Raw genomic sequence first — 22,098 nt, forward strand, 5'->3', positions numbered from 1 at the left:
GGCCCCTCGCCGCTTCCTAAACTGGAGGCATGGCCAAGAAGGACAAGAAGAGCAAGAAGAACACTGAGGGCGCTCAGACGCCCGTGCGTGAACAGCGCGAACAGATCGTTCTCGATCAGGCGAAGAAACACCTAAAGGTGAGTGATGCTGCGCTCGACATCGTCGAGGACGGCACCTATGTCGACGCGCGCCCACGCGGGCACGAGCTCCCGCTCGACCTCGAGGGCTTCACTTCCGTGCGCGACCTCTCGACGAAGGCGCGGCTCGAGTTTGGCGGCGACAAGCAGGACGGCAAAGCAATCCTCGCCGCCCGCAGCGCGTACCTCAGTGAGCTCCAGGAGAGACTGTGGGCTGAGCATCGTGGTGAGGACAATGGCCGCCGCGTTCTTCTCGTGATCCAGGGCATGGACACGGCCGGCAAGGGCGGGATTGTGCGTCACGTGGTGGGCGCTGTTGACCCGCAGGGCGTGCGGATCAAGGGCTTCAAGGCTCCGACGGCGACGGAGAAGAATCGCCACTTCCTGTGGCGTATTCGCCGAGCGCTTCCCGAGCCGGGCTTCGTCGGCGTGTTCGATCGATCGCACTACGAGGACGTGCTCATCCACCGCGTCCACGGGTGGGCAGACGACAAGACTCTCGCGAAGCGCTACAGCGACATTAACCGTTTCGAGAAGCAGCTTGTGGAGGAGCGCGGCTACGAGGTCGTGAAGGTCATGCTTCACATTTCTAAGGAGGAGCAGTGGGAGAGGCTCTACGAGCGTCTCGAACGCGAAGATAAGCACTGGAAGTTCAACATGGGCGACCTCGACGAACGTGAGCATTGGGATGCATACATGGATGCGTACGACGCTGCGATCCGCGAGACGCACAAGGCGTGGGCTCCGTGGCACGTCGTTCCCGCGGATCGAAAGTGGTACGCGCGGCTGGCTGTTCAGCAGCTTCTGACCGATGCGCTCGAACGCATCGCCCCCGCTTATCCGAAAGCTGACTTTGATGTGAAGAAGGCCATTGAGCGAATGAAAGCGGAGAAGGCGTAGGCGTGCGAGAGCATCCCGCTTTCTGGCAACGGTCAGATGGCGGCTCTACTGTACGAGGCGTAGCAGGGCCGCATGTCGCGGCCGGACATAGCGATGAAAGAAGGATTGACAATGGCAGAAGTCACCATTGAAGGCGCGACCGTGTCGACGAACGGGGAGCTCCCCAAGGTTGGCGATCAGCTTCCCGCGTTCACCCTTGCAGACGCCGAGCTGAAAGATGTCACTCTTGACGACTTCGCCGGCAAGCGCATTGTGCTGAACATTTTCCCTTCGGTTGACACGCCCACGTGCCAGGCGCAGCTGCGCACGTTCAACAAGCAGGCGTCCTCGCTCGACAACACCGTCGTGATCGGTGTGTCGGTGGACCTTCCGTTCGCGCAGGAGCGTTTCTGCGGCGCGGAGGGCCTCGATGACGTCCACACGTTCTCGGCTTTCCGTTCGAGCTTCGGCAAGGACTACGGCGTCGTGCTGTCCGACGGCGAGTTCGCCGGCCTGTTCGCTCGTGCCGTGCTTGTTGCCGACGAAACCGGCAAGGTTGTGCACTCGCAGCTCGTGCCGAGTGTCGATGACGAGCCCGACTACGAGGCTGCACTCGCGGCTCTCTGATTTCGCGACAGTACGAAAACGCCCCGGTGTGTGCCGGGGCGCTTTCGTATGTGGGGCTGATAGCCGCTGTACGGCCTTACGGATTCGTGAGCCACGAGACAGCCTTAACGGTTTCTTGACCCATGGGGCCGGGTTAGACTCGTCGCTCGTGATGACAACTCACGCCCGTTCACAAGGTATTTTTGCACTGTCCGTCGCCGCCCTCGGCGTTGTTTTCGGAGACATCGGCACTTCGCCGATTTACGCATTCCAAGCGCTTTTCACAGAGGCCGACGGCCACCCGCTTCCCCCTGATCCCCAGCATATTTTTGGTGCGTTGTCCCTCGTGCTGTGGGCAGTCACCTTCACGGTCTCCATTAAGTACGTAGGTGTGCTCCTTCGTGCCGATAACGACGGTGAGGGAGGCGAGCTCTCGCTCACGGCGCTTCTGACATCCGTCCTGTCGAGCGCGCGCACGCGAAGTTTGCTCGGCGTGGTGATGGTGCTCGGGATGTGCGCGGCGGGTTTGTTTTACGGCGATTCGCTCATCACCCCGGCCATCTCAATCCTGTCGGCTGTGGAGGGGCTCGAAGAGGCGTCTCCCGCCCTCGGCCCGCTCGTCGTGCCAATCGCGCTCGCGCTTGTGCTTGCCCTGTTCAGCATTCAGCGGTGGGGAACGGGCGTCGTGGGCCGCGCGTTCGGGCCCGTCATGATCGTGTGGTTCCTTGTGATCGCGACCTTCGGCGTGCTGTCGATCGTCAAGACTCCGGAAATCATCGGGGCGCTTTCCCCGCATCATGCTCTCGGCTTTATCGTGACGGAACCGCTCTTGGCATTTTTCGCGCTCGGCGCTGTTGTGCTGACGGTGACGGGAGCAGAGGCCCTGTATGCGGATATGGGGCACTTTGGTCGAGGACCGATCGCGAGGGCATGGTTCGCGCTCGTCTTCCCGTGCCTCGCACTTAACTATCTGGGGCAGGGGGCGCTCGTTCTGCGCGAACGCAGTGCGAGCCACCCGTTCTACGATCTTGTCCCGCACAACCTTCAGTTCCCCGTGGTGATTCTTGCGACCCTCGCGACGATCATTGCGTCGCAGGCCGTGATCGCGGGGGCGTTCAGCGTGTCGATGCAGGCCCAGCGGTTGGGGCTGCTTCCGCGCCTCACGCATACGTACACGAGCGAACACAAGGGGCAGGTGTATGTGCCCGGTGTGAACTGGCTACTGTGCGTGGGGGCACTCGTGCTCATCCTTGCCTTCCGCTCCTCGCAGGGGCTCTCGAGCGCGTACGGCATCGCCGTGTCGGGATCGTTCCTCCTCTCGACTGCTCTCCTGTTCCTCTACCTCCGCTACGTGCGAAAGTGGGCACTGTGGAAGGTGATCGTCGTGGCCGCGTTCTTTGCGAGCGCCGAGCTCTTCCTATTTGCGGCCAACGCCGCGAAAGTGTTCACGGGAGGGTGGATTCCCCTCGTCGTATCGGCGCTGTGCATCGCGACGATGCACGTGTGGCGCTTTGGCGCCGATCGCCTTCGTGAGCGCCGCCGGGACCTGTGCGGAACGTGGGAGGAATTCGTGGCGCGCACGGAAAAGAAGCAGCTCCAAAAGCTCCCGGGAACCGTCGTGTACCTCCACCAGGATGTCCATACGCCGCCGCTCGCGCTTCTCACGCAAACGCGCGTGAATCGCGCCATCCACTCTCGCGTCGTGATTGCCGAGGTGACGACCGAGCCTGTTCCACGCGTGAACGCGGAAGATCGCATCAAGGTCCTGGACGTCCCGGGCGTGCCCGACGGCGTCGAATGCGTGAACGTCCACTTCGGCTTCAAGGAACACCTGGATGTGCCGAAAGCGATGCGTCTTCTCGCCTCGTGTCCCGACACGAGCGAGCGTTGGAGCAATCAGCGTCTGAAGTCCACGTGGTTCGTGACAGCGCGCGCCAACCTTGTGCTTGCGCCTGCGACGTTCCTGACGCTCGTCGCGAAGAAAGTGTTCCGCGTGATGTTCAAGAACCAGGCACGCGCAAGCGACCACTTCCATTTGCCGGTCGCACGTTCGATGGGCGTCGAGACCGACCTGCGCTTCTAGAGAAGCCGGAGGCGGGCGCGTTAGCGCGCCGCGAGCTGGTCGATGATCGCGTTGAACGTGGCCGAGGGGCGCATAACCGCTGCTGTCGATTCAGGGTCGGGCCGGTAATAGCCACCGATCTCAGCCTTCGTGCCCTGAACCGCGAGAAGCTCACGCTCGATGTCATCGGCAGATTGATCAAGCTCGCTCGCGACGGGCGTAAACGTGCGCGCGAGCGCACTGCTGTCGCTTTGTGACGCGAGCTCACGCGCCCAATACAGTGCGAGGAAGAAGTGCGAGCCCCGGTTGTCGGTGCCGCCGAGACGCCGCTCGGGTGACTTGCCTTCGGTGAGCAACGTTTCGGTTGCGCGCTCGAGTGCATCCGCGAGGACCTCGGCATCGTGATTGTCGTCGCGGCGTGCGAGATGCCTGAGTGATTCGGCGAGCGCGAGAAATTCCCCGAGAGAGTCCCACCGCAGGTAGTTTTCTGTCACGAGCTGTTGGACGTGTTTCGGTGCGGAGCCGCCCGCTCCCGTCTCGAAGAGCCCGCCGCCCGCCATGAGGGGAACAACCGAGAGCATCTTGGCGCTGGTGCCGAGCTCCATGATGGGGAAGAGGTCGGTCAGGTAATCGCGCAGCACGTTGCCGGTGACCGAGATCGTGTCGAGTCCGTCGCGGGTTCGCGCGAGAGTCTCCCTCATGGCCTCGACGGGGCTGAGCACGCGGATGTCGAGGCCGTCGGTGTCCTCGTCGGCGAGGGCGCGCTCGACCTTCGCCGCAATTTCGCGATCGTGTGCCCGCTCGGGGTCAAGCCAGAAGAAGGCAGGCGTTTCGCTAAGGCGCGCGCGACGCACGGCGAGCGCAACCCAGTCGCGCACGGGTGCGTCCTTCGTGTGGCATGCACGGAAAATATCGCCGGCCTGGACGGTGTGCGATGTCAGCGCCGCGTCGTGGCATCCGCACGTCGAGCGGATCTCGATTCGCCCGTCTGCGGGGGCGATGAAAGTCTTGTCGTGGCTGCCGTATTCTTCGGCTTTCTGCGCCATGAGGCCAACGTTCGGGACGGTTCCCATTCGGGACGGATCGAACGCGCCGTGGCGGCGACAGTCGTCGATCACAACCTGGTAGATGGGGGCATAGGAGCTATCGGGAATGACGGCAAGCGTGTCGTGCGGGGCACCGTCGGACCCCCACATTTTTCCGCCCGTGCGGATCATCGCGGGCATGCTCGCATCCACGATGACGTCGCTCGGCACGTGAAGATTCGTGATGCCGCGATCCGAGTCGACCATCGCGAGTTCGGGGCCCTCGGCGAGGCGGTCATTCACGAGCGTGCGAATCTCCTCGGCAGTTTCGGCACCGACCGCATCGAGGCCCGAGAGGATCGCGCCGAGACCGTTGTTTGCCGAGAGCCCCGCGTCCTCGAGTTCTGCCCCGAAGCGTGTGAAGACCTCGGGGAAGAATGCGCGCACCGCGTGGCCGAAAATGACGGGATCACTGACCTTCATCATCGTGGCCTTGAGGTGGAGCGAGAACAGAACGTCGCGCTCGCGGGCGTTATCGATCTGAGCGGTGAGGAATTGCTCGAGAGCGCCGATGCTCATGACGCTCGCGTCAATAATGTCGCCGTCTTCGGCGGTCACGGCGTCTTTGAGGATCGTTTCGGTTCCGTCGGCTGCGACGTGGACGATCTGGAAGGTTTTCTCGCCATGAACGACGAAGCTTCGTTCGCTCGAGCGGAAGTCGCCCTCGCTCATGGTGGCGACCTCGGTGCGCGAGTCAGTGCTCCACTCGCCCATGCGATGCGGGTGGGCCTTCGCGAAGTTCTTGACGGCGCGCGGCGCGCGGCGGTCAGAATTGCCTTCGCGGAGCACCGGATTGACGGCGGAGCCTTTGACGGCGTCGTATCGCGCGCGGATGTCGAGTTCGGCGTCGGTTTCGGGGTTATCCGGGTAGTCGGGGAGGTCGTAACCGCGTGCCTGGAGTTCGGCGATTGCGGCTTTGAGCTGCGGAGCCGAGGCCGAAATGTTGGGAAGCTTGATGATGTTCGCCTCTGCGGTGCGAGCGAGGGCGCCGAGCTCGGCGAGAGCGTCACGTTCGCGTTGGTCCTCGGGGAGGCGGTCCGCGAACGCGGCGAGGATGCGAGCGGCGAGTGAAATATCGCGGGTTTCGATGTCGACGCCGGCCTTCGAGGCGAAACCACGCACGATTGGCAGGAGCGATGCGGTCGCAAGCATGGGGGCTTCGTCGGTGATGGTGTACATGATGGCGGACATCAGCTTCTCCTCGCGGTGATGGTCACGAACTTCTCAAACGTACCAGGCGGCGGCGGGGAGCAAACCTCGTGCTCAGCCGCCGAGCGCCCATAGGCTCGCCGCCATGACAAGCGCACCGATGCCACACCACGTGAGGGTTCGCGTGAGCCGAGCGTGCGTGTAGGCGAGGGGGAGGAGCTCGACCGCGCTGATTGCGATCATCACCCCTGCGATGAGGGGGGTTGCCCATTCGAGGTTTGCGGCGTGCCCCGTGGCGGTGAGGAGCCCGTAGAGCGCGAGGGCTCCGGCTGGTTCGGACAGCCCCGAGAGCGCTGTTGCGGCGATGGCCTTCGTACGTGATCCGGTTGCGTGGAGGATGGGGGCGGCGACGGCGACCCCTTCGGGGATGTTGTGCAGCGCGATCGCGCCAGCGAGCGGGAGTGCGAATGCGGTGTCCTGGAGTGCGCTCGAAAATGTCGCGAACCCCTCGGGAATGTTGTGCGCGGTGAGTGCGAGAGCCGTGATGAGGCCCGTGCGCAAAAGTGCTCGCGTATGTGAGGGGTCCGACGGTTGCGACGCCTCCCTAGCGCTCGTGACCGCGCGGCGCTCCCACGCTCGCGAGGCAAGGTCGAGGGCGCCAACAATGACGAGACCGGCGACGCAGTAAAGGGTGCTCGTGCCCGCTCCGAGCACACCGATCGAGTGGGGGAGGAGCTCGAGAGCACTGACGGTGAGCATCGCACCTGCGGCGAACGCGAGAGCCGCGCCTAGGGCCTTCGGTTCGCGGGCACGCTCACTCAAGGCTATGAGAGAGCCGAGGATCGTGGCGAGCCCGGCAATTGTGGTGAGGGCGAGCGCGGTCAGCATGTTGAGAATTATTATCAAAAAGCGGGGCTGGGGCGCAAATGCGCGGTATTCCTACCCAAAAAGGACGCGAACCTCGTCCCACCTGGACCTGGGCACGCGCTTCACCGAGTCGATTGCCCCGGACAGCGGCTCATTGACGATGTCGGTTCCACGCAGTGAAACCATGCGCCCGTACCCGCCCTCGTGGATGAGGTCGATCGCGGCCATGCCAAATCGGGTCGCGAGGACGCGGTCGTACGCATTCGGTTCGCCGCCGCGCTGGATGTGTCCGAGCACGGTCGCGCGGGTTTCGATGCCCGTGGCTTCTTCGATATAGGGGGCGAGGCGCTGGGCGACGCCGCCGAGGATCGGTCGGCCGAATTCGTCCATCTCGTAGTCCATGAAGTCTGCCGGCGCGTCCTTCGGAACGAACCCCTCGGCGACGACGACGAGTGGGGAGCGGCGCTTTGAGCGTGCAGCGCGCTGCGAAACGTACTCGCAGATTTCGTCGATCGTGAGCGGGAATTCGGGGATGCAGATGACATGCGCGCCTGCAGCCATACCCGAGTGGAGCGCGATCCAGCCGACGCTGCGCCCCATGACCTCGGCGACCATGCATCGGTGGTGGCTGTTGCCCGTCATGCGTAAGCGGTCGAGGTTCTCGGTTGCGATATCAACGGCGGTATTGAAACCGAACGTGTAGTCCGTGGCGTCGAGGTCGTTATCCACTGTTTTCGGGACGCCGACTACGGGGATGCCGGCCTCTGCGAGGCGATTGGCCGTGAACAGTGTTCCGTCGCCACCGATAGCGATGAGGGCGTCCACATCGTGGTCCTCGAGAACTTTGCGCACGCCCTCGGCGCCGCCGCCGTCCTCGTGGAAGGGATTGACGCGCGAAGTACCGAGGATCGTTCCGCCCTGACGGCCGATGCCGCGCACAAGGCGTCGAGGGATCGGGATGAATTCGTTGTCGCGCACTCCCTTCCAGCCGTCGAGGTAGCCCACGAATTCATCTTCGTAGATGGAATCTCCCTTGAGGACTGCTCCGCGGATGACCGCGTTGAGTCCCGGGCAGTCGCCGCCAGAAGTTAGAATGCCGACCTTCATGCCACTCTCCTTCGGTTATGTCTTGCGCCACGTCCATCCTAAGGACAAAGTCGCGGGACTTCGTGGGAGTCCCGCTAGGCGGACCGACTGCCGAGCCGCAACGGCGTTGGATTGCATAGGAGTTGTGGGGGTTACCCACTCGTCAAAGAAAACGGGACCCCGCCTCGGCGGGGTCCCGTTTTCTTAAGCGCGCAATTTAGGCGCGGTGCGCGCGGTAGTACTCGATGAGCTGACGGGTCGAGGAATCCTGCTCGGCGAGAACCGACTCGTCGCCCGCGACGGCGCTCGTCAACTGCTTCGCGAGCTGCTTGCCGAGCTCAACGCCCCACTGATCGAAGCTGTTGATGCCCCACACTGCGCCCTGCACGAAGGTGATGTGCTCGTACAGGGCGATCAGCTGGCCGAGGACGCTCGGAGTGAGAGCGCTCGCCATGATCGAGGTGGTCGGACGGTCGCCTGAGAATACGCGTGCGGGAACAAGCGCGCCGGTCGTCCCCTCGGCCTCAACTTCCTCTGCGGTCTTGCCGAAGGCGAGCGCTTTGGTCTGCGCGAAGAAGTTCGCGAGGAAGAGTTCGTGGACGTCGGTATCGCCGTCCTTGAGTGCGTAGGTGGGATTAGCAAACGCAATGAAATCCGCGGGAATGAGGCGCGTGCCCTGGTGGATGAGCTGGTAGAAGGCGTGCTGACCATTCGTGCCGGGCTCGCCCCAGAAAATCTCGCCGGTCTCCGCAGTCACGGCAGAGCCGTCGTAACGCACGGACTTGCCGTTGGACTCCATCGTGAGCTGTTGGAGGTAGGCGGGGAAGCGATGAAGGAATTGGCTGTAGGGAAGAACCGCGTGAGTCTCGGCGCCAAGGAAGTTCACGTTCCACACGTTCACGAGCCCCATGAGCAAAGGCACGTTTTCCTCGGGAGCTGCCGTGCGGAAATGCTCGTCCATCGCGTGGAAGCCGCCGAGGAACTCTTCGAAGGCCTCGGGGCCGAACACGACGGCGAGGATCGTGCCGATCGCCGAATCGACCGAGTAGCGACCGCCCACCCAGCTCCAGAACCCGAAGGCGTTCGCCGGGTCAATACCGAATTCCTCGACCTTGTCGAGTGCGGTCGAGACGGCCACGAAGTGCTTCGCGACGGCTTCGGCATCCTGCGATTCAGCGACGCCCGCGGCGTGCAGGCCATCGAGCAGCCACGCGCGCACGAGCTTCGCATTCGTAATCGTTTCGAGCGTCGTGAACGTCTTCGACGCAACAATCACGAGGGTTGTTTCGGGATCGAGGTCGCGCGTCGTCTCGCCCACGTCGGTCGGGTCGATGTTTGAGATGAAGCGTGCCTCAATCCCCGCATCCGCGAGCGGGCGCAGTGCCTCGTACACCATCACGGGGCCGAGGTCGGAGCCGCCGATGCCGACGTTGATGACGGTCTCGATCTTCTTACCCGTCACGCCGGTCCACTCGCCGCTGCGAACCTTATTCGCAAACTCATAGATGCGTTCGAGGACCTCGCGCACATCGGCATCGACATTCTGGCCGTCGACGTCGAGGGCGGGGGATGCACCCTTCGGGCGTCGAAGCGCGGTGTGCAAAACGGCGCGGTCCTCGGTCGTGTTGATGTGCGCGCCCGCGAACATCTCGTCGCGGCGCTTGCACACGCCCGTCTCGTTGGCGAGATCGAGAAGGAGTCCGACGGTTTCTTCGGATACAAGGTTCTTCGAGAGGTCAACGAACAGATCCGCCGCCTCAAAACTCAGCTTCTTAGCGCGATCGGGATCTTCGGCGAACGCTTCGCGCAAGCCTTTGTCAAGCATGCCGTCGTGCTCTTCGAGGCGCTGCCAGGCCTCTGTGGTCGTCGGATCAACGGGGGCGGGGGAGAGATTGCTGTTTTCGCTCATGTTTCCATTGTGATCCCTCACCCTGTGAGGCAGATTTCTATTCGTCCCGCGAGAAGGCTCACGCAGCCGATAAGAGGCCCGGACGCGTTACCATGAATCGGGCGCGCGTGGGCCAGGCAAGCGTCGGACCCCCACACCTCACGAGACTTCCGCCGATCCCGAACAGATAAGGCTCCTATGACCATTCAGCACCGCTCCGATCTTCGAAACGTCGCGATCGTCGCCCACGTCGATCACGGTAAAACGACCCTCGTGGACGCCATGCTCCGCCAGGGCGGCGCGTTCGGTGAACGCGACAAAGTCGATGAGCGTGCGATGGACTCCGGTGACCTCGAGCGCGAAAAGGGCATCACCATCCTCGCGAAGAACACCGCGATCCACTATTCGGGGCCGACGGCAGCCGAGATCGGGCACCCCGAGGGCATCACGATCAACGTGATCGACACCCCCGGGCACGCCGACTTCGGCGGCGAGGTCGAGCGCGGCCTGTCCATGGTCGACGGCGTCGTGCTGCTCGTGGACGCCTCCGAGGGCCCGCTCCCGCAGACCCGATTCGTTCTGCGCAAGGCCCTTGCCGCGAGCCTTCCCGTGATCATCGTCGTGAACAAGGTTGACCGTCCCGACGCCCGCATCGACGCGGTCGTCAACGAAACAACGGATCTTCTTCTCGGCCTCGCTGAGGACCTCTCGCAAGAGAACACCGAGATCGACTTCGACGCGCTGCTCGACGTCCCCGTGATCTACGCCTCCGGCAAAGCTGGGCGTGCGAGCGCGAACAAGCCCGCCGACGGCGAGCTTCCCGATTCCGAGACGGTCGAACCGCTCTTCAAGACGATTCTCGAATCGATCCCCGCTCCCGAGTATGACGACGACATGCCGCTGCAGGCACACGTCACGAACCTCGATGCTTCGCCGTTCCTCGGCCGCCTCGCGCTCTTGCGCATCGAGAACGGCGAGCTCAAGAAAGGCCAGCAGGTCGCGTGGGCGACCCGCCACGGTGATATCAAGAGCGTGAAGGTCACCGAACTTCTCGAGACGAAGGGGCTCACGCGCGAGCAGATGACGCGCACGGCGCGCCCTGGCGACATCGTGGCCGTTGCGGGTATCCCCGACATCATGATCGGCGAAACCCTCACCGACCTCAACGATCCGCGTCCGCTCCCACTCATTACCGTGGACGACCCCGCGATCTCGATGACGATCGGCATCAACACCTCGCCGATCGCCGGCAAGGTCAAGGGCCACAAACTCACGGCCCGCCAGGTCAAGGACCGCCTCGATGCCGAGCTCGTCGGCAATGTGTCCCTCAAGGTCCTGCCCACCGATCGCCCAGACGCATGGGAGGTTCAGGGCCGCGGCGAGCTTGCTCTCGCGATTCTCGTTGAACAGATGCGCCGCGAAGGTTTCGAACTGACCGTGGGCAAGCCGCAGGTGCTGACCCGCGAGATCGACGGCGTGAAGTGCGAGCCGATCGAGCGCATGACGATCGACGTTCCCGAGGAATACCTCGGCACAATCACGCAGCTCATGGCCTCCCGCAAGGGGCGCATGGAAACCATGAACAACCACGGTTCGGGCTGGGTGCGCATGGAATTCCTCGTTCCCGCGCGCGGCCTGATCGGTTTCCGCTCGCGCTTTTTGACCGAAACGCGCGGGACCGGCATCGCCTCCTCGCTCGCCGAAGGCTTCGAGCCCTGGATGGGCCCCATTGAATTCCGCAACACGGGCTCCCTCGTGGCCGACCGCGCGGGTGCCGTGACGCCGTATGCGATGATCAACCTCCAAGAACGCGGCTCGTTCTTCGTCGAACCCACCTCCGAGGTGTACATGGGGCAGGTCGTCGGCGAAAACGCCCGCAACGAAGACATGGACGTGAACATCACGAAGGAAAAGAAGCTCACGAACATGCGCTCGGCCACTGCAGACGCGTTCGAGAATCTCATCCCGCCGCGCAAGCTCACGCTCGAGGAGTCGCTCGAATTCGCCGCCGAGGACGAATGCGTTGAGGTCACCCCCGAGATCGTGCGCATCCGTAAGGTCGTCCTCGACCCGACCGAGCGTGCGCGCGCTCGCGCTCGAGCCCGCAACTCGTAATCGAGGGCGAGACAATGAGTCACAAGGACCCCAACGAAGGCGTCATTTTCGTCGACGGTACGAGGCCCACCTCGCGCGCGACCGAGATCGTTGTGGGCGCGATCGTGGGGGTGCTCGGCGGCCTTGTCGTGATTGGGACGCACCGTATGCGCTCGACCGTCCAAGACGTGTCCGTGCCGTGGGGGCTCCTGTTTGGTTGCGCGTACGAGGTCGTCGCAACCTGCATGCTGGTCGCGCTTAGCGGGCGCAAGCTCCCACTGTTCATCGATGCTCTCGCCTTCACACTCGTGGCCGTGTATTTTTCGGGCACGTCGCTCGGGGGAGGGCTTCTCGTTCCAGCACAGATTGCGGGCGAAGCGCAGTGGCAGGGCTGGGCCGCCCAGTTCCTCGGCGTGATCGTGCCTCTCGTGGGCGTCGCTATCGTGTGGGCCATCCAAATCAGAAACATCGCGCGCGCGAACCAGCGCGAAGAAAGGACTGTGAAGCCATGACCTACGTCATCGCCCTCCCGTGCGTTGATGTCAAAGACCGTGCCTGCGTTGACGAATGCCCCGTCGACTGCATCTACGAAGGCGAGCGTTCGCTGTACATTCAGCCGGACGAATGCGTCGATTGCGGTGCGTGCGAACCCGTGTGCCCCGTCGAAGCGATCTACTACGAGGACGACCTGCCCGATCAGTGGAGCGAGTACTACCGCGCGAATGTCGAGTTCTTCGACGAGCTCGGAAGCCCCGGTGGTGCGGCGAAGCTCGGCCCGCAGTCGTTTGACCACGAGGTCATCGAGAAGCTTCCCCCACAGGAAAACCCGCTCGAGGGCTAAAACCTCGAAGCAAAAGTCCACGTGGCCTGCAGGTGAGCATCAAGTAACAGAAGGCCCAAGTTCGGCTAGCAAAGCCCGGTTTAAACGGGGTCTTTCATGACCACTGCGTGAACTCTTGACGACCTTTCGCGAGCGTGGGCGGGGGACGGGCGTAGCGGGGGCATCGGCGCGCTTAACCTCGAGGCGTCGTCCAAATCGATGCGCCGCTTGCGCGCCAGTGGAAAGGCCACGCAATGTCCCTCAATCGACGTTCACTTCTGTTTGGTGGTGCTGCCCTTAGCTTCGCGGGCCTCGCGACAGCATGTGCGCCAGCCTCGAAAAACTCTTCAGGAGCCTCCAACAAGGGAGGTGAGTCGGCAGCCGATGTGACGGGTGAGGTCGAAGGGACCCTTCGCATCCACGCGGGCGGCGACACCAACGTGCGCGACCTATGGCAGGACGGGCTTGGGCCGGCCTTCACGAAGAAATACCCGAAGGTCACGATCAAGGTTGACCACGATCTGCACTCCGAACGCTCCCAGCAATCGCTCGCGCGCTTGTCCGCTGCCGGCGACGGCGATTCGGGCATGGACTTCATCGATGACGGCTGGGTGACGGACGCGGCAGACGCGAAACTTCTGCTCAACGTGAGCGCCAAAGAGATTCCCGCCCTCGGCGATGTTCCCCAGGAAGCGCTTGCCCAAGGACTTGGACAAGCCTTCCCCTACCGAGCCTCCTCCGTGCTCCTCGCGTACGACACGGAGCAGGTCGCCACCCCTCCGAAGACTCTCAAGGAGCTTTTGGCCTGGATCGAACAGAACCCCGGCAAGTTCGCCTACAACTCTCCTTCGACGGGCGGTTCAGGCTCGGCTTTCGTGACGAGCGTGCTTGACCTGTACATCCCGAAGGACGTTCGCGAGCGTATGACGACGAGCTACGACGAGGCCGACGAAAAGCACTGGGACAAGGGTTGGGAAGAGCTCAAGCGCATCGGTAAGTTCACGTACGGCCAGGGCACCTACCCGAACGGCAACGAACAGAGCATCGAGCTTTTGGTCAACGGCGAGGTCGCGATGATCCCGGTGTGGTCCGATCAGTTCATTTCCGGCCGCGAGTCCGGGAAGATCCCGGAACGAGTCAAGGCGACGCAGATCTCGAATCCGTCGTTCGCGGGCGGAGCATCGTTCCTCGGGATCCCGAAGAACTCAAAGAACAAGCCTGCCGCGCTCGCGCTCGCGAAATTCGCGCTCTCCCCCGAGGGGCAGCAGATCATCTCCACGACAATGGCGGGTTACCCGATCATTCCGCTTGAGGATATGCCCGAGGAGATTCAAAAGAAATTCGACGGCATCGACACGCAGAACCTCGGCCAGGGCTACTTTGGCGACCACGAAGACAACAAAGCCAAGCTCTGGGACCAGAAGGTTCCGACCGCCTAGGGAGCAAGCGTGGCATCGAGGCAATCATGGATCGGTGTGCTCCTCGCGAGCCCACCGATCCTCCTCATCATCGTTTTCATCGGCTTTCCCGTCATCAATGCCTTCGGCTTGAGCCTCGGGTACACGGGTGGGTTGAACACGACGATCGCGATGATCGGTAAGAACACGCACGAGACGCAGTCGTGGGCTCCGACTCTCGACGCGTATCGCGAGGTCTTTTCGAACCCGCGATTTCTCTCGGATTTGCGGGTGACGGTGAGCATTTCAATTCTCACCACCGTGATCGTCACGGCCCTCGCGTGGCTCGTGGCTCTCGCGATGAGGCTGCGGCCGTCGGGCATCACCCGCATGCTTCCCGCTTTCGCCGTCATCCCGATGTTTATCCCGGGAGTAATCGGGGCGTGGGCCATGATTCGGTTCTGGGCGGCCGACGGTTTCTTTGGCTCAGTGATGCGGAGTCTTGGCGTGGCGAGCCCACCTCAAATTGCGTTCACGTCGACCCTCGTGCTCATGACTCAGGTGTGGTCCTCGCTTCCGTTTGCGGTCCTCATGGTGTCGTCTGGGGTTCAATCGGTGCCTGACGCCCTGATTGATGCCGCTCGGGATGCTGGTGCGGGAACGGTCCGCATTGTGAAGGACGTCGTGGCACCGATGGCGTTCGTGCCCACGGTCATCGCCATGACGTTCACCGCGATTGGGAACGTCGGGTCGTTCACCGTTCCCTGGCTCACGGGCCCTTCCGCGCCGACCATGCTCGGCGTCAGTATGACGAAACACTTCAACACGTACGGAGAGCCGCAGCAGTCAGTTGTCATGGCCATTGTCGTGTTTGCGCTCGCTGCGCTGATTGGGGTTCTTTACGTCTGGGCCAATTACCGACAAGCAAAAGAAGAGATGACCTGATATGCCCAGGAAAATTGCGTCGGGGCTTGCCGCGCTTGCGTTGCTGCTCTTCGTGGCCGGGCCGATCGTGTGGCTCGCCCTTCACGCCTTCGCGACCGAGTGGCGCGTGCCGAACCTCCTTCCGGCCGGGCTCACCTTTGACTGGTGGGGAAAGGTTTTCGGTACTCCGAAGTTCGTCACCTCGATCCTCAATTCGCTCATGTTCGCCGTCCTATCGACGACGCTCACGGCTCTCATCTGTATGCCTGCTGCCTACGCCTTTGGGCGTATGCAGTTCCCGGGGCGCACGGTGATGCTCCTTGGCCTGTTCGCCACAAATGCGTTCCCGAAAATGGGGCTTTTCGTGAGCATCGCGGCTTTGTACTACGCCTTCAACCTCATGGAGACCATTCCGGGTGTCACGATCGCGCACATGCTCGGTCAGGTCGTTTTTCTTACGTGGATCCCTGCCGCCTCGTTTGCGGCGGTACCGCGCAGGCTCGAAGATGCCGCGCGCGATAGCGGCGCCGGATGGCTCAGGACTTTCGTGAGCGTCACGCTTCCACTTGCCGCCCCGGGGTATTTCGTCGCCCTCATCATGGCTTTCCTCGCGTCGTGGGACGAAGCTCAGGCCACCTACCTCGTTGGTGCCCCCAGTTATTCCACGATGCCGACCGAGCTCTACACGCTCGTTCTCAACTCGCCGGAACAGGTCGCGGCCGTCTTTTCCATCATGCTCACCGTCCCCTCCGTTGTGCTTCTTCTTCTCGTAAGGAAGCACATCATGGGTGGGGCTCTCGCAGAAGGTTTCCAAATCCGATGACACAGACCGCATCGAAAGCTGCCCGAACCGCTAGCCGGTTCTCTCCCGAGCCGCTCACGCTTAGCTCCGTCAGCATCACGCTCGGTGGCAAGAGCATCATCAAAGATCTTGATCTCGCGATCGGGAAGGGAGAGATGGTCTGTTTGCTCGGCCCTTCGGGATGCGGGAAAACGACGACTTTGCGGATGATCGGTGGGTTCCTCACGCCGGATGCGGGGCGGATCACCGTGGGCGAGCGCGATGTGACGTCGCTGCCTCCGGAGCGCCGGCCCTCGGCGATGGTGTTCCAGAACTACGCGCTCTGGCCCCACATGAGCGTCGAAAAGAACGTGGCATTCCCGCTCAAGGTTGCCAAGATTCCACGTGACGAGCGCACCGTACGCGTGCGTGAGGCCCTCGCGCTCGTCGGACTCGAGGAGAAGGCCGGGCGCCGACCGGCGCGGCTGTCGGGCGGCGAGCAGCAGCGCGTTGCTCTCGCGCGTGCGCTCGTCCAAAACCCCTCGCTCTTGCTTCTCGATGAGCCGCTTTCGAACCTCGACGCGAAACTTCGCGTCCAGGTTCGCGAAGAGATTCGTCGTATCCAGCAGGAACTTGGCATGACGAGCGTCTTTGTGACGCACGATCAGGAGGAGGCGCTCGCCGTCGCTGATCGCATCGCCGTCATGAACGGCGGCCGGATCGAACAGCTGACTGATCCAACGACCCTGTATCGCCGACCGGCGACGCGGTTTGTCGCGGGTTTCATCGGGACGATGTCCTTCGTGGAAGGGCGAGTGGAGCGCCGTGCCGACGGCTCCGGTCGCATCTACGTCGACGGCCCCGAGCCGCTGCCGATTGATCTCGTGACCGGAGCGGCCGAACATGCCGAATGCGGTATTCGCCCCGAGAACGTCGTGATTGGCGATCCCCGCGCCGCCCAGCTCAAGGGCACCGTTGAACGGATCACCCCAAAGGGCCACCTCAGCGACCTCGTCGTGCGCGTCGGCGCTATTCGTTTGCGCTCGCTCGCGAAAGCCGACGACTTGCGCGTTGGCGATGAGGTGGGGGTGCGCATCACCGAAGCGCTCGTGTATCGCGATGGTGTTCTCGTCGACGCGGCTACTTCGCCTGCCGGACCTACCGGGGAGCAGTCAGCAGCATGAACGGAGAAATGATGAGTCCTGTGCAGCTCGTTGCACATCGTGGCGATCCCGTCGCCCACGTTGAGAACACTCTCCAAGCGATCGCGCACGCGGCAGCCGAGGGGCTCGAGGTTGTCGAGGTCGATCTGAGGCTCAGCGCCGAAGGGGAGCCCATTCTTCTGCACGACTCTACGCTCGAGCGTTTGTGGGAGTGCACGGCCAGTCCCGCTGAGCTCTCGGTGAGCGCGCTTGAAGCCCGTGAGCCGGCTGAGCATGGCACGTGCGCGAACGATCACGGCTTTGAGCGGGGAGTCCCCACGCTCGAGCGTGCTCTTGACGCCGTGGGCGATGCTGTGCTTCTTCTCGATTTTCCGGGTGAGTCTGACGGTGCGGAGCAGGAGATTGCGCGCGTGAGCGCCTCGCGGATCCGGGCGATTGCCTCGGGAGAGGGGGACCACTCGGATGAGCGTCGCGCGGCAGCGGCACGGGCGGAGTTCACGGGGGGACTCATCGCCATGCGTGCCGTGCGCGAGGTCCTTCCCACGGCACGTTTGCGTATGACCTACCCGCTCGATGGTGTTCCGGATCCCGCCCTCGTCGAGGAGCTCGAGCCTTACTCGTGGAACCCCCACTTTGGCATGTGCTCGCCCACGACCGTGAGCGCTGCGCGTGCCCTTGGGCTGCGTACCACCTGTTGGACCGTTGATGATGCCGAGACTGCGAAGGCGCTTGCGGCGATGGGCGTTGAGGCCGTGACGTCCAACCGTGCGGGCGACCTCCTGCGCGTCCTTAACCAGAACGCGGAGGTGTGGGGAGCATGAGCGCCGATCACGTGGGACGAAAACGCGATGTTTTGACGCGCGCGCACGAGCTTGCACAGTCACTTGCCACATGGGCGATGATCCGCTCGACATCCTCGAACGTTTCGATGTTTGCGACAAAAAAGAACGCCGCTGATTTCGTGACGGATATTGATCTGGGGATCGAACTCTGGGTGCGCCGGACCATTGCGGAAGAGTTTCCGACGCACGCCTTCGTCGGGGAAGAGTTCGAGGACAGCGCCGGGGTTGAGTACACGTGGTACTGCGATCCCATCGACGGCACCACGAACTACGCGCACGGTATCTCCTGGTTTTCGTTCTCCCTCGCCATGTGTGATGAGGACGGCCCCGTCGTTGGTGTCGTCGCAGACCCGCGCACGAAAGAGATCTTTTCGGCGATTCGGGCGCGCGGAGCCATGCACCGCGGTGGCCCCATCTCAGTCGAACACCGGTCCACTCTGCCCGGTTCCGTCGTTCTCACCGAGCTTCTCGGGGCGACATTCTTCGAGGGCCAGGCGGAATTTATCCGCTCTCTGGGCGAGATCGATGTGACGAGCCGGATCATGGGCTCGGGAACCCTGTCGCTCGTGGGGCCCGCGGTCGGCAGAGGGCACGGTGCGCTCGTGGGACGATTCGGAGCCGTGGATCACCTCGCGTCCATGCTCATCGCACACGAGGCCGGTTTGAAAGTGCTCGATTGGGACGGCCAGGAAACCCTGTTTCCTTCTGACCCGTCCACCGGCATCATGGTCGCGCACCCCGCGATCGCGACGGAGCTGCACGGTATGTGGCGCCGCGCCATCGAGAGCGAAGGCGATCGAGCTCGGTAAGAGCTGGCACTGGGGTCGTAGGATGAGCACCATGACTTCGCGAACGCCGCTCCTTTCGACCTTGCCGTCCTTTCCGTGGGATTCGCTCGCCTCGGCGCGCGCACTCGCCGAGCGACACCCGGATGGGATTGTCGATCTCTCAGTGGGCACTCCCGTTGATGAAACGCCCCGCGTCGCACAGGAAGCACTTGTGGCCGCCTCGGATGCGCACGGCTACCCGACGGTCGCCGGAACGGGGCAGTTGCGCGAGGCCATCGTCGATTTCTGTCGCGCACACCGCGGTGCTCCCTCAGCTCTCAACGCCAGTGGCGTGCTTCCCACGATCGGCTCGAAAGAACTCGTTGCGCACCTTCCGTTCCAGCTCGGCATCGGCACCGGGGAGGCGGTCGCCTTTCCCCATATCGCCTACCCGACCTACGACCTCGGCGCACGGCTCGCGGGAGCCCGGCCCGTCCCGGTCGATGTGCGGGCGCTTGCACGCGAGGGGGAGGGAGCGCTCGGTTCCGACGTCTGCCTCGACTCGGTGCGCCTGCTGTGGCTCAATACGCCTTCGAATCCGACGGGAGCGGTGCACGATATCGGCGAGCTACGTGCCCTCCTGGCGTGGGCGCGTGAGAGGGATATCATCGTCGCTTCCGACGAATGCTACGCGCCACTCACGTGGGACGTGGACGAGGCCCCGTCGATTCTCGATGAGCGCGTGAATGACGGCGACCTCACGTCTGTGCTGTGCGCCTACTCGCTCTCGAAGCAATCGAATCTCGCTGGTTACCGTGCCGCTTTCGTCGCCGGCGACCCTGCCCTCGTCGGTGAGCTGCTCGCGGTTCGCAAACATTCCGGGCTCATGGTGCCGGGCCCCGTTCAAAACGCCATGGCAGCGGCCCTCGGGGAGGAAGCGTCGGCCTCCCGCCAGCGCGAAACCTACCGCGCTCGCCGTGAGACTCTCGCCCCCGCTCTCGAAGCGTTCGGCGGGAGCATCGAGCATTCTGAGGCCGGCCTCTACCTGTGGACGACATTCGGTGAGGCAAGCGAAGCGAGCATTGAGCGCCTTGCAAAATTGGGAATCCTCGCTGCCCCCGGTACCTTTTACGGCGAGGCAGGTGCGCGGCATGTGCGCATCTCCCTCACCGCTACGGACGAGCGGATCGCTAGCGCTGCCGAAAGGCTCCGAGCGGCCCGCTAAGAGCGCTGCGACAGACACGAAAGGAACGCGATGACCGCACACTTCAGCGTGAATGACCGAAACCTGGATCTGCCGCTCGTCGAGCCGACCGAGGGCAACCTCGGTGTGTCGATCGCGGGGCTGCGCAAGGAAACGGGGACGGTGACGTTTGACCCGGGGCTCATGAACACGGCGCCGACGACGTCGGCCATTACGTTCATCGATGGTGAGGCGGGGATTCTCCGGCACCGCGGCTACCCGATCGAGCAGCTCGCCGAGCACTCGAGCTACCTTGAGGTCGCATTCCTCTTGATCTTTGGCGAGCTGCCCACGAAGGGGCAGCTCGACCAGTTCGTGCACTCGATCGAGCAGCGGACTCTCCTCGACGAAAACCTCAAGCGCGTGTTCATCGCCCTTCCGCGCGATGCCGCACCCATGGCCGTGCTCCAAGCGGGCGTGAGCGCGCTGTCGACCTTCTATCAGGACTCGCTCGACCCGAGCGACCCCGAGCAGGTCCGAATTTCGACGTTGCGCCTTCTCGCAAAGATGCCCACGATGGCCGCGTACGCCCACCGGGTCGCAAACGGGCAGCCGCTCATGTACCCGGATAACTCGCTGAGCCTCGTGCAGAATTTCCTGCGGCTCATGTTCGCTTTTCCCGTCGAGGATTTCGTGGCGGACCCGGTTGTGGTGCGTGCACTCGAGCAGCTTTTTATTCTCCACGCCGATCATGAGCAGAACTGTTCGGCGACCGCGGTGCGCCTCGTCGGCTCGGCGGGAGCGGACCTTTTCTCCTCGATCTCGGCGGGCGTTGCGGCCCTGTCTGGGCCGGCGCACGGCGGCGCCAACACGCGCGTCATGCACATGCTCGACGACCTTCGAAAGTCTGGTCAGGATCCGCGAGTGTTCATGGAGAAGGTCAAGAGCAAGGATGATTCCACCCGCCTCATGGGCTTCGGGCACCGGGTGTATAAGAATTACGATCCGCGTGCGAAGTTCGTGAAGGGCATTGCCGATACGGTGCTCGAGCGGCTTGGGATCCACGATGAGCGCCTTGAGCTCGCGATGAAGCTTGAGGAGATCGCGCTTCGCGACGAGTACTTCATTGAACGCAATCTTTACCCGAACATCGACTTCTATACGGGCATCATCTACAAGGCGATGGGTTTTCCCACGCACATGTTCACGGTGCTGTTCGCGATCGGGCGCCTGCCCGGGTGGATCGCGCAGTGGCAAGAGGCGATCAACGATCCCGACACGAAAATTATGCGGCCGCGGCAGATCTACACGGGCGAAGCCGAGCGCGCATACGTGCCGATCGAGGAGCGTACGGGCACGTCGGAGCTCCTGCTTCACGATCTTCGCGAGGAACTGAAGGCGCGAGAGAAGAAGACCGAATAAGCGAGGCGGTGGCCTCGGCTCACGCCCCCTTCGCCAAGTAGATCACAACCGCGTCATCGTCGTTGCCGACCCCGCCAGTTGCGTCGCTGTCCCACTGCGACGACGTCTGCGAGACGTGGCGTGAGCGGTCCCAACGGTGCCCGCGGTAGTCGACGCCCACGATATTGTCCTGTGCGGCATGAGCGACAGCCCAGTTTGCGAGCGCCCAGCCGCGCTTTTCGTCGGCCGTCTTGATGACCACGGTCGTGTGCCCCGACCCCTGCGGCGCGTTTGACCCCGCGGCGCCGAGCGAACTTTCTACCTCACCTGACTTGCTCATGCGGGTGAACTCGTGCGCGAGCGACTCGCGAAGTTTCTCTGGGTGCGCTGGCCCGCCAGCGGCGGCGAGGTCGCATTCGAGCTCGGGCCCGCTGTTGCCGGTGAGCGCAGAGGAGAAGAGGCGCCCCTCGACCTCGTGATCGGCGTAGGCATCGGGAAACGCTGAACGCTGCACCTTTTGCGCCGCGACGGTGATGTCCATGTTCTCGTACCCCTTGACCTTGGCGAGCTTCTCGTAGAAGGCCGTCGAGGCAAACACAGGATCCATGATCTGCTCTTTTGTGCCCCACCCCTGGGAGGGGCGTTGCTGGAAGAGCCCTACCGAATCGCGATCCCCGTAGTCGATGTTTTTAAGCTTCGACTCCTGGTAGGCGGTCGCGAGGGCGATCGACGCGGCGCGCGGTGGAAGCCCCATGTCGATCGAGACCGCACTGATCGTGGCGGCATTGAGGGTTTGCTCGGTCGAGTACGAATGCGATGTCGAGAGCCCACTCGCGGTGCAGCGGCCCGTGCGCTGGCCGCCGTCAAAGAGAGTGAGCGCAGCGAAGCTCCCGCCCACGACCGCGAGAAAAACCGCAAGGAGCGTGAGCGGGATGACCACGCGAGACAGCGCGGGGCGTTTGGCCAT

General features: G+C 63.2%; 19 protein-coding genes. 14 read left to right on the forward strand and 5 right to left on the reverse strand.

Features of this window, described 5'->3' with window-relative positions; translation table 11 throughout:
* Nucleotides 1-29: 29 nt before the first annotated feature.
* From DEHOM01_RS01660 to DEHOM01_RS01670, 3 genes are all read left to right on the forward strand, one after another.
* Nucleotides 30-1,037, forward strand: a complete 1,008-nt coding sequence (locus DEHOM01_RS01660) for a PPK2 family polyphosphate kinase (RefSeq protein WP_061211187.1) — start codon at nucleotides 30-32, stop codon at nucleotides 1,035-1,037.
* A 111-nt stretch (nucleotides 1,038-1,148) separates the two neighbouring features.
* Complete coding sequence (tpx, locus tag DEHOM01_RS01665; protein WP_061211188.1) at nucleotides 1,149-1,643, forward strand: thiol peroxidase; 495 nt, start codon at nucleotides 1,149-1,151, stop codon at nucleotides 1,641-1,643.
* A gap of 151 nt (nucleotides 1,644-1,794) precedes the next feature.
* On the forward strand, nucleotides 1,795-3,705 hold the full coding sequence (locus DEHOM01_RS01670) for a potassium transporter Kup (protein ID WP_061211189.1): 1,911 nt from the start codon (nucleotides 1,795-1,797) through the stop codon (nucleotides 3,703-3,705).
* 20 nt (nucleotides 3,706-3,725) lie between these two features.
* Here the strand turns inward: DEHOM01_RS01670 and DEHOM01_RS01675 are convergent, their stop codons facing one another.
* From DEHOM01_RS01675 to pgi, 4 genes are all read right to left on the reverse strand, one after another.
* On the reverse strand, nucleotides 3,726-5,960 hold the full coding sequence (locus DEHOM01_RS01675) for an NADP-dependent isocitrate dehydrogenase (protein WP_061211190.1): 2,235 nt from the start codon (nucleotides 5,958-5,960) through the stop codon (nucleotides 3,726-3,728).
* Between the two features lie 72 nt (nucleotides 5,961-6,032).
* Nucleotides 6,033-6,806: a ZIP family metal transporter gene (locus DEHOM01_RS01680; RefSeq protein WP_061211191.1), complete on the reverse strand. Its 774-nt coding sequence runs from the start codon at nucleotides 6,804-6,806 to the stop codon at nucleotides 6,033-6,035.
* Between the two features lie 51 nt (nucleotides 6,807-6,857).
* Nucleotides 6,858-7,892 carry a 6-phosphofructokinase gene (locus DEHOM01_RS01685; RefSeq protein ID WP_061211192.1) on the reverse strand — a complete coding sequence of 345 codons (1,035 nt, stop codon included), beginning with the start codon at nucleotides 7,890-7,892 and terminating at the stop codon, nucleotides 6,858-6,860.
* Nucleotides 7,893-8,088: 196 nt separating this feature from the next.
* Nucleotides 8,089-9,780: a glucose-6-phosphate isomerase gene (pgi, locus tag DEHOM01_RS01690; protein ID WP_061211193.1), complete on the reverse strand. Its 1,692-nt coding sequence runs from the start codon at nucleotides 9,778-9,780 to the stop codon at nucleotides 8,089-8,091.
* Between the two features lie 177 nt (nucleotides 9,781-9,957).
* Here pgi and typA point away from each other — a divergent pair, with 177 nt between their 5' ends.
* The 11 genes from typA (at nucleotide 9,958) to DEHOM01_RS01745 (ending at nucleotide 21,152) form a co-directional block, all read left to right on the forward strand.
* On the forward strand, nucleotides 9,958-11,874 hold the full coding sequence (gene typA, locus DEHOM01_RS01695; protein WP_061211194.1) for a translational GTPase TypA: 1,917 nt from the start codon (nucleotides 9,958-9,960) through the stop codon (nucleotides 11,872-11,874).
* Between the two features lie 14 nt (nucleotides 11,875-11,888).
* Nucleotides 11,889-12,365: a hypothetical protein gene (locus DEHOM01_RS01700; RefSeq protein WP_061211195.1), complete on the forward strand. Its 477-nt coding sequence runs from the start codon at nucleotides 11,889-11,891 to the stop codon at nucleotides 12,363-12,365.
* A complete protein-coding gene (gene fdxA, locus DEHOM01_RS01705; RefSeq protein ID WP_016664175.1) occupies nucleotides 12,362-12,694 on the forward strand; it encodes a ferredoxin in 333 nt (110 codons plus the stop codon). Before DEHOM01_RS01700 ends, fdxA begins: the two co-directional genes overlap by 4 nt.
* Nucleotides 12,695-12,927: 233 nt before the next feature.
* Entirely contained in the window at nucleotides 12,928-14,112 is a 1,185-nt protein-coding gene (locus tag DEHOM01_RS01710; protein WP_061211196.1) for an extracellular solute-binding protein, read from the forward strand.
* A 9-nt stretch (nucleotides 14,113-14,121) separates the two neighbouring features.
* A complete protein-coding gene (locus DEHOM01_RS01715) occupies nucleotides 14,122-15,015 on the forward strand; it encodes an ABC transporter permease (protein ID WP_061211197.1) in 894 nt (297 codons plus the stop codon).
* A gap of 1 nt (nucleotide 15,016) precedes the next feature.
* On the forward strand, nucleotides 15,017-15,817 hold the full coding sequence (locus DEHOM01_RS01720) for an ABC transporter permease (RefSeq protein WP_061211198.1): 801 nt from the start codon (nucleotides 15,017-15,019) through the stop codon (nucleotides 15,815-15,817).
* On the forward strand, nucleotides 15,814-16,959 hold the full coding sequence (locus tag DEHOM01_RS01725) for an ABC transporter ATP-binding protein (protein WP_061211199.1): 1,146 nt from the start codon (nucleotides 15,814-15,816) through the stop codon (nucleotides 16,957-16,959). The genes DEHOM01_RS01720 and DEHOM01_RS01725 overlap by 4 nt, the downstream gene beginning before the upstream one ends.
* Complete coding sequence (locus DEHOM01_RS01730) at nucleotides 16,956-17,759, forward strand: glycerophosphodiester phosphodiesterase (protein WP_082738640.1); 804 nt, start codon at nucleotides 16,956-16,958, stop codon at nucleotides 17,757-17,759. The genes DEHOM01_RS01725 and DEHOM01_RS01730 overlap by 4 nt, the downstream gene beginning before the upstream one ends.
* The gene (locus tag DEHOM01_RS01735) at nucleotides 17,756-18,589 is read left to right on the forward strand and encodes an inositol monophosphatase family protein (RefSeq protein WP_061211201.1); all 834 of its coding nucleotides are present in this window, start codon (nucleotides 17,756-17,758) and stop codon (nucleotides 18,587-18,589) included. Before DEHOM01_RS01730 ends, DEHOM01_RS01735 begins: the two co-directional genes overlap by 4 nt.
* Before the next feature lie 31 nt (nucleotides 18,590-18,620).
* Nucleotides 18,621-19,772, forward strand: a complete 1,152-nt coding sequence (gene dapC / locus DEHOM01_RS01740) for a succinyldiaminopimelate transaminase (RefSeq protein WP_061211202.1) — start codon at nucleotides 18,621-18,623, stop codon at nucleotides 19,770-19,772.
* Between the two features lie 30 nt (nucleotides 19,773-19,802).
* Complete coding sequence (locus tag DEHOM01_RS01745) at nucleotides 19,803-21,152, forward strand: citrate synthase (RefSeq protein ID WP_082738641.1); 1,350 nt, start codon at nucleotides 19,803-19,805, stop codon at nucleotides 21,150-21,152.
* A gap of 19 nt (nucleotides 21,153-21,171) precedes the next feature.
* Here the strand turns inward: DEHOM01_RS01745 and DEHOM01_RS01750 are convergent, their stop codons facing one another.
* Nucleotides 21,172-22,098 carry a hypothetical protein gene (locus DEHOM01_RS01750; protein ID WP_061211203.1) on the reverse strand — a complete coding sequence of 309 codons (927 nt, stop codon included), beginning with the start codon at nucleotides 22,096-22,098 and terminating at the stop codon, nucleotides 21,172-21,174.

It is taken from the genome of Dermabacter hominis NBRC 106157, assembly GCF_001570785.1.
Classification (GTDB): domain Bacteria; phylum Actinomycetota; class Actinomycetes; order Actinomycetales; family Dermabacteraceae; genus Dermabacter; species Dermabacter hominis.

Coding starts and splice junctions, on each gene's coding strand:
- DEHOM01_RS01725 (WP_061211199.1), top strand. CDS start 15,814: ATGACACAGACCGCATCGAAAGCTGCCCGAACCGCTAGCCGGTTCTCT.
- pgi (WP_061211193.1), bottom strand. CDS start 9,780: ATGAGCGAAAACAGCAATCTCTCCCCCGCCCCCGTTGATCCGACGACC.
- typA (WP_061211194.1), top strand. CDS start 9,958: ATGACCATTCAGCACCGCTCCGATCTTCGAAACGTCGCGATCGTCGCC.
- DEHOM01_RS01685 (WP_061211192.1), bottom strand. CDS start 7,892: ATGAAGGTCGGCATTCTAACTTCTGGCGGCGACTGCCCGGGACTCAAC.
- DEHOM01_RS01750 (WP_061211203.1), bottom strand. CDS start 22,098: ATGGCCAAACGCCCCGCGCTGTCTCGCGTGGTCATCCCGCTCACGCTC.
- DEHOM01_RS01720 (WP_061211198.1), top strand. CDS start 15,017: ATGCCCAGGAAAATTGCGTCGGGGCTTGCCGCGCTTGCGTTGCTGCTC.
- DEHOM01_RS01670 (WP_061211189.1), top strand. CDS start 1,795: ATGACAACTCACGCCCGTTCACAAGGTATTTTTGCACTGTCCGTCGCC.
- DEHOM01_RS01675 (WP_061211190.1), bottom strand. CDS start 5,960: ATGTCCGCCATCATGTACACCATCACCGACGAAGCCCCCATGCTTGCG.
- tpx (WP_061211188.1), top strand. CDS start 1,149: ATGGCAGAAGTCACCATTGAAGGCGCGACCGTGTCGACGAACGGGGAG.
- DEHOM01_RS01700 (WP_061211195.1), top strand. CDS start 11,889: ATGAGTCACAAGGACCCCAACGAAGGCGTCATTTTCGTCGACGGTACG.
- fdxA (WP_016664175.1), top strand. CDS start 12,362: ATGACCTACGTCATCGCCCTCCCGTGCGTTGATGTCAAAGACCGTGCC.
- DEHOM01_RS01710 (WP_061211196.1), top strand. CDS start 12,928: ATGTCCCTCAATCGACGTTCACTTCTGTTTGGTGGTGCTGCCCTTAGC.
- dapC (WP_061211202.1), top strand. CDS start 18,621: ATGACTTCGCGAACGCCGCTCCTTTCGACCTTGCCGTCCTTTCCGTGG.
- DEHOM01_RS01660 (WP_061211187.1), top strand. CDS start 30: ATGGCCAAGAAGGACAAGAAGAGCAAGAAGAACACTGAGGGCGCTCAG.
- DEHOM01_RS01745 (WP_082738641.1), top strand. CDS start 19,803: ATGACCGCACACTTCAGCGTGAATGACCGAAACCTGGATCTGCCGCTC.
- DEHOM01_RS01680 (WP_061211191.1), bottom strand. CDS start 6,806: ATGCTGACCGCGCTCGCCCTCACCACAATTGCCGGGCTCGCCACGATC.
- DEHOM01_RS01730 (WP_082738640.1), top strand. CDS start 16,956: ATGAACGGAGAAATGATGAGTCCTGTGCAGCTCGTTGCACATCGTGGC.
- DEHOM01_RS01735 (WP_061211201.1), top strand. CDS start 17,756: ATGAGCGCCGATCACGTGGGACGAAAACGCGATGTTTTGACGCGCGCG.